Origin of the sequence: Micromonospora sp. KC606 (assembly GCF_004348675.1) — a bacterium.
In the GTDB taxonomy this organism is placed as follows: Bacteria; Actinomycetota; Actinomycetes; order Mycobacteriales; family Micromonosporaceae; genus Micromonospora.
Genome location: NZ_SMKN01000318.1, coordinates 1 through 4874, shown reverse-complemented (window position 1 = coordinate 4874; position 4874 = coordinate 1). Strand labels below are relative to the sequence as shown.

Genomic DNA, 4874 nt, shown 5'->3' with positions numbered 1-4874 from the left:
CTCCACCACCAGCACCACCTCCACCGGCGGCGACAGCTCGGGCGGCAGCCCCTGCGCGGCCAGCGGGGCCAGGGCGTCCCGCAGCCGGGCCGCCGCCCCGGCCCGGTCCCGCCACCAGCCGTCGGGCCGGGAGCCGACCACGTTGGCGCCGTCGACGATCAGCAGCGGGCGGGTGTCCATGCCCCCAGCCTGCCACCCCGGTGCGTTTGTCGCGCCGACCGCCGGGTAGCCACCGGCGACCGTGCCGCGCCCGCGAGGTCGCCCTGGGCGAGGCGTGCCGCGCCCCGAGGAGCGGAGGGAAGCATGATGGGACCCGGTGACTACGGCTCCGACCCGTGGGACGAATTCCTGGCCCGGTACTTCGGTCGGGGAGAGGGTGGACGCCGACCGGCCCACCGGGTCGACATCACCCGGCTGATGACCGCCGACGCCCGGGAGATGCTGGCCGACGCCGCGCGGCGGGCCGCCCAGAAGCACAGCAACGACCTGGACACCGACCACCTGCTGTGGGCGGCGTTGCAGCGCGAGCCGTTGCGTGACCTGGTACGCCGGGCCGGCGCCGACCCGGACACGCTGGTCAACGCCCTCGGCGGCCGGGGCGAGGGCGTGCCGGGCGGCGAGGTGCCGCCGAACCTGTCGCTAACCCCGGCGGCGAAGCGGGCCCTGCTCGACGCCCACCAGCTCTCCCGCGCGATGGGGGCGAACTACATCGGCCCTGAGCACATTCTGATGGCGTTGCCGCTCAACCCGGAGTCGCCGGCCGGCCGGATGCTCGCCGCCGGGCGGATCCAGCCCGAGTCGTTGCAGGCCGCCAGCGCCGAGCGCGGCCCGACGGGCGGGCCGCGGCCGGACCGCGGCACCCCCACCCTCGACCAGTACGGACAGGACCTCACCGAACTGGCCCGCAACGACCAGATCGACCCGGTGGTCGGGCGGGCCGACGAGATCGAACAGGCCGTGGAGATCCTGTCCCGGCGAACGAAGAACAACCCGGTGCTCATCGGTGAGGCGGGCGTCGGCAAGACCGCCATCGTGGAGGGACTGGCGGAGCGGATCTGCGACGGCGACGTGCCGCAGACCCTGATCGGCAAGCGCGTGGTGCAGCTCGACCTCGCCGGCCTGGTCGCCGGCACCCGCTACCGGGGCGACTTCGAGGAGCGGCTGAAGAAGGTGATCGAGGAGATCCGGGCGCACCGGGACGAGTTGATCATCTTCCTGGACGAGATCCACACCCTGGTCGGCGCCGGTGGCGCCGGCAGTGAGGGCGGCATGGACGCCTCCAACATGCTCAAGCCCGCCCTGGCCCGGGGTGAGCTGAGGGTCATCGGCGCGACCACACTGGACGAGTACCGCCGCAGCATCGAGAAGGACGCCGCGCTGGCCCGGCGTTTCCAGCCCGTGCTGGTGCCCGAGCCCAGCGTCGAGGACACCGTGGCCATCCTGCGTGGCCTGCGGGACCGCTACGAGGCCCACCACCAGGTCCGGTTCTCCGACGAGGCGGTGGTCGCCGCCGCCGAGCTCTCCGACCGGTACGTCACCGACCGTTTCCTGCCGGACAAGGCGATCGACCTGATCGACCAGGCCGGCGCGCGGATCCGGCTGCGCACCCGCACCCCCGCCTCGGACGTACGGGAACTGGAGCAGCAGCTCGACGAGGTACGCCGCGACAAGGAGCAGGCCGTCGCCGACGAGCAGTACGAGAAGGCGTCCGCGCTGCGCGACCGGCTGGCCGAGATCGAGGAGCAGCTCCGCCGTGCCCAGGGCGACGAGGGCGGCAACCACGTACCGTCGGTCGGCCCGGCGGAGATCGCCGAGGTGGTCTCCCGGGCCACCGGCATCCCGGTCAGCCAGCTCACCGAGGAGGAGCGGGAGCGGCTGCTGCGGCTGGAGGGCCAGCTGCACGCGAAGGTCGTCGGGCAGGACGACGCGGTCACCGCCGTGGCCGAGGCGGTGCGCCGCTCGCGTACCGGGCTGGCCGACCCGAAGCGGCCGATGGGCAGCTTCCTGTTCCTCGGCCCGACCGGTGTCGGCAAGACGGAGCTGGCCCGGGCCCTGGCCGAGGCGCTCTTCGGTGATGCCGACCGGATGGTCCGGCTGGACATGAGCGAGTTCCAGGAGCGGCACACCGTGGCCCGGCTGGTCGGAGCGCCACCCGGCTACGTCGGCTACGAGGAGGCCGGCCAGCTCACCGAGGCGGTGCGCCGCCGCCCGTACGCGGTGGTGCTGCTCGACGAGGTCGAGAAGGCCCACCCGGACGTGTTCAACATCCTGCTCCAGGTGCTCGACGACGGCCGGCTCACCGACAGCCAGGGCAGGACGGTGAACTTCAAGAACACCGTGCTGATCATGACGAGCAACCTGGGCGCGGAGCTGATCACCGGCAGCCAGCGCGCGGTGGGTTTCGACGCGGGCGAGGCCGGCGGCGGGGAGAGCGACGAGCTGCGGGAACGGCTGCTGCGCCGGCTCCAGGAGACCTTCCGCCCGGAGTTCCTCAACCGGATCGACGAGACGATCATCTTCCGCCGGCTGGAGGTCCAGCAGCTACGGCAGATCACCGAGCTGCTGCTGGAGGAGACCCGCCGCCGGCTGCACGCACAGGACGTCCAGGTCGACGTCACCGCCGCCGGGGTCGACTGGCTGGCCGAGCACGGCTACCAGCCGGAGTTCGGCGCGCGGCCGCTGCGCCGGGTCATCCAGCGGGAGGTCGACAACCGGTTGTCCCGGATGCTGCTGGAGAACGAGATCTCACCCGGCCAGAAGGTCATCGTCGACGCCCGCGACGGCCAGCTCACCGTCGAGGTGGCCGCCGGTGACCACGGCTACCAACCGGCGACCACGTCCCACCCACGATGACGCGGAGGGCGGTGGAGATGACCGAACCGGAGGAGACCAGCGAGAACACCGAGCGCACCGAACCGATCCTCGCCCCGCCGACAGCGAACCCGGCCCGGGTGAAGGTGCCGCCGGAGGGCCTGAAGCAGCAGACCGACGGGGACCCGGCGCCGGCCGGGCGACCGGAAGAGGAGGCGTGATGGCACGCGAGCAGCGACTCGACCCCGAGGTCGAGGTGATCTGGGAGGACTTCCACGCCGAGGTCAACGTCCCCTCCGAACAGCTGCGGCAGTGGCTGCTCACCCGCGGCTCCGGGGAGGAGTCGTTCGGGCCGGACCCGGACCTCGGCCTGCCCGAGCCGGGCCGGCAGATCCTGCGGGTGCTCCGCAAGCGCAAGGTGGACCTCACCCCCGAGGACATCGAGGTGATGCGGGACGCGATCGACCGCATCCGGACGCTGACGGCGGAGAAGCCGCGCGCCGGCAACGCCGACGACGAGTGGCGGCACGCGCTGCTCGACCTGGGGCACGACGTCCTCGTCGAACGTTGAGCGCGGGAGCGTGGTGGAGTCGGTGGTCACCAAGGGTGTCGAGCCGACCCCGACCGCCCGCGGACCGGGTGGTCCGCGGGCGCGGTCGTCGGCCGGTCAGGACTCCAGGCTGGGCAGGTGCAGGCCGGCGGCCTCGGCGGCGATCTGTCGGTCGGCCAGGGTGCGTTCCTCCCGGCTGAGCAGGGTGGCGTACTCGGTGACGTCGGCCGGGTCCGGCACCTCCGGCAGGCGGCGCAGGAACGCCTCGACGTCGCGGGCGGCGGCGGTGTGCGCGGCAGCCGCCTGACGCAGCAGCTCCCGTTCGTCGGCGGCGGGGTAGAGGTCGGTCATACCGCCTCTGATACCCGTCGTCAGGCCGTTCGCACCCCCGGCCCGGGGTGCGCCGGGCGGGCCCCGAACTCGGGGTGGTGCCGCAGCCAGGCCAGGTAGTCCGGGTGCACGGCCAGGGAGTCGGTGTAGGCGGCCACCGCGCCCTCCAGCACCGGCTCGGCGACCCGGGCGGCGGGAGAGTCGGGGTGCCAGCCGAGCAGCAGCCGCCACCGCAGAGGCGTGTCGGCCAGCCGACGGGTCACCAGGCCGGCCACCGGACGGAAGGTGGCCTGGCAGAGCGCCACCGCCTCCCCGGCGTCGACCAGGTCCATGCAGCCGCGCACGTCGGTCTCGTACACCTTGCGGGGGGTGAAACCGGCGCGGGCGCAGGCGGCGGCGAAGCAGTCCCCGAAGCACCCGTCGCCCGGCGCGGCCACCCACTGCTCGCGGCTCAGCTCGGCGAGGCCGACCTCGTCCCGACCAGCCATCGGGTGCGACGCCGGCAGCAGCACCAGCACCGGGTCGACGGCCACCTCCCGCCAGCTGAGGCCGAACTCGGCCGGCGGGTTGGCGTCGCCGCAGATGCCGGTCAGGGCGAAGTCCAGCCGTCCCCCGGCCACCAGCGTGGCCAGCTCGTCGGCCGACCAGGAGGCGTACGTGGTGATCTGCGCCTGCGGCTGCTCGGCGGCGAGCCGGTGCACCAGCCGACCGAGGATCGGGCTGTTGACGCCCCCGAACCGGTAGCGGGCGAGTGTGTCGTCGGCACCGGCCAGCCGGGCCGCCTCGTCCTGCAGGCCCTTCATCGCCGGCAGCAGCACCCGGGCCCGGGCCAGCACCAGCTCCCCCAGGGCGGTGGGTCGGGCACCCCGCCGGTCCCGGTCGAACAGCGGACCGCCCAGCGTGCGTTCGATGCGTTGGAGCTGCGCGGTCAGCGCCGGTTGTGCCAGGCCGAGAGTCGATGCCGCCTTGGTCACGCTCCCCGTCTCGGCGATCGCGCAGACCACCCGCAGGTGCCGCAGCTCCAGATTCATATCGTGACGGTAGGACCACGCAGGTGGCCGACGGAAGGCCCTGAACGGATCGGCGTCGATCATTCTGGGTCACGATCGAGGTCCACCGGGTACGTCTGCCGCCCGGTGACCGCGTCGCGCAGCTTGTCCACCACCCCCCATGCCGGCTCGAC

5 protein-coding genes and 1 pseudogene are annotated in these 4874 nt (G+C 73.4%); 3 read left to right on the top strand and 3 right to left on the bottom strand.

Features of this window, described 5'->3' with window-relative positions; translation table 11 throughout:
- Positions 1-180 (bottom strand): annotated as a pseudogene (locus E1193_RS30115) (hypothetical protein); the annotation flags it as partial.
- 123 nt (positions 181-303) lie between these two features.
- On the opposite strand from E1193_RS30115, the gene E1193_RS30110 reads away from it, so the two are divergent.
- From E1193_RS30110 to E1193_RS30105, 3 genes are read left to right on the top strand one after another with little or no spacing between them, the layout of a single operon-like run.
- A complete protein-coding gene (locus E1193_RS30110) occupies positions 304-2853 on the top strand; it encodes an ATP-dependent Clp protease ATP-binding subunit (RefSeq protein ID WP_132186527.1) in 2550 nt (849 codons plus the stop codon).
- 17 nt (positions 2854-2870) lie between these two features.
- A complete protein-coding gene (locus E1193_RS32245; RefSeq protein ID WP_165945865.1) occupies positions 2871-3032 on the top strand; it encodes a hypothetical protein in 162 nt (53 codons plus the stop codon).
- A complete protein-coding gene (locus E1193_RS30105) occupies positions 3032-3382 on the top strand; it encodes a DUF3140 domain-containing protein (protein WP_132186526.1) in 351 nt (116 codons plus the stop codon). The genes E1193_RS32245 and E1193_RS30105 overlap by 1 nt, the downstream gene beginning before the upstream one ends.
- Positions 3383-3478: 96 nt before the next feature.
- Here the strand turns inward: E1193_RS30105 and E1193_RS30100 are convergent, their stop codons facing one another.
- Positions 3479-3712, bottom strand: coding sequence for a hypothetical protein (locus E1193_RS30100; protein WP_132186525.1), 234 nt, complete (start codon positions 3710-3712; stop codon positions 3479-3481).
- Between the two features lie 20 nt (positions 3713-3732).
- Entirely contained in the window at positions 3733-4722 is a 990-nt protein-coding gene (locus E1193_RS30095; RefSeq protein WP_132186524.1) for a LysR family transcriptional regulator, read from the bottom strand.
- Positions 4723-4874 lie beyond the last annotated feature (152 nt).